This is a genomic window from Alcanivorax sp. UBA3183 (genome assembly GCF_002364155.1).
Lineage (GTDB): Bacteria > Pseudomonadota > Gammaproteobacteria > Pseudomonadales > Alcanivoracaceae > Alcanivorax > Alcanivorax jadensis.
In genome coordinates this window covers 3,597-4,616 of sequence record NZ_DEXN01000027.1, presented here as the reverse complement: position 1 = coordinate 4,616, position 1,020 = coordinate 3,597, and the positions used below count along the sequence as shown (strand labels likewise).

Sequence of the window (1,020 nt, the reverse complement as noted above, 5' to 3'; positions counted from 1 at the left end):
CTATTCACTGTTAACTATTCACTGCCTTATTTTCTAGGCACAATGATCAGTAATTGAATTAGCGAATCAGTGCCATGACATTAACAGAACTACGCTATCTCGTCGCCCTGGCGCGGGAACGCCATTTTGGTCACGCCGCCCAGGCCTGCAACGTGAGCCAACCCACCCTCAGTGCAGCCATCAAAAAGCTGGAAGACCAGCTCGGCATGCCGCTGTTCGAACGTCGCCCCCGGGAAGTCGTGGTGACACCCCAGGCGGGGCCCATTGTGGCGCAGGCCCAACGGGTTCTGGAACAGGCAGACCTGCTGACGCAGATGGCCATGAGCCAGCAGGATCAACTGGGGTCGCCACTACGGGTCGGCGCCATTTTTACTGTGGCACCCTATCTGTTCCCCACCATGGTGCCAAAGGTACGCGCGGCGGCACCGGAAATGCCTTTGTTCATCGAAGAAAACTATACCCACGTGCTGCGTCGCAAGCTGGAACAGGGCGACCTGGACGCCATTATCGTCGCACTGCCCTTCTCCGGTGGCGGGTTGGTACGGGCACGCATGTACGAGGAATCGTTCTCGGTGCTGTTGCCCGGCGACCACCCCTGGACCAGCCAGACAGAAATCGCGCCGGAGCAACTGCTGGATGAAACCTTGCTGCTGCTGGGCGAAGGCCACTGCTTCCGCGATCAGGTGCTGGAGCTGTGCCCGGCCATCGACTCCCAGCGCCAGCGCAATCTGGTACAAATTGAAGGCGGCTCCCTGGAAACCCTTCGCCATATGGTGGCCAGCGGCCTGGGTATCACCGTGTTGCCCAACTCGGCGCTCCACCAGCATGGCTATGACAAGGCGACTTTCGCGGTTCGCCCCTTCAAGGCCCCGGTCCCGGCGCGAACCATTGCCCTGATCTGGCGCGACAGCTTCCCGCGGCCGAAAGCCATCGAGGTACTGCGCCAGGCGGTGCCAAAGGAAGGGCTGGCGGGCTAACGATGGGCTGGACGATCTCTCCCTGTAGGAGCACCTCTCGAGG

1 protein-coding gene is annotated in these 1,020 nt (G+C 60.8%); it reads left to right on the top strand.

Annotated features, from left to right (window positions below; all coding sequences use genetic code 11):
* The first annotated feature begins 74 nt into the window (after window positions 1-74).
* Entirely contained in the window at window positions 75-977 is a 903-nt protein-coding gene (locus B3Q33_RS10525; RefSeq protein WP_035249847.1) for a hydrogen peroxide-inducible genes activator, read from the top strand.
* Window positions 978-1,020: the final 43 nt, after the last annotated feature.

Bases quoted from the DNA above. Each gene is read 5' to 3' on its own strand.
- B3Q33_RS10525 (WP_035249847.1), top strand. From the start codon at position 75: ATGACATTAACAGAACTACGCTATCTCGTCGCCCTGGCGCGGGAACGC.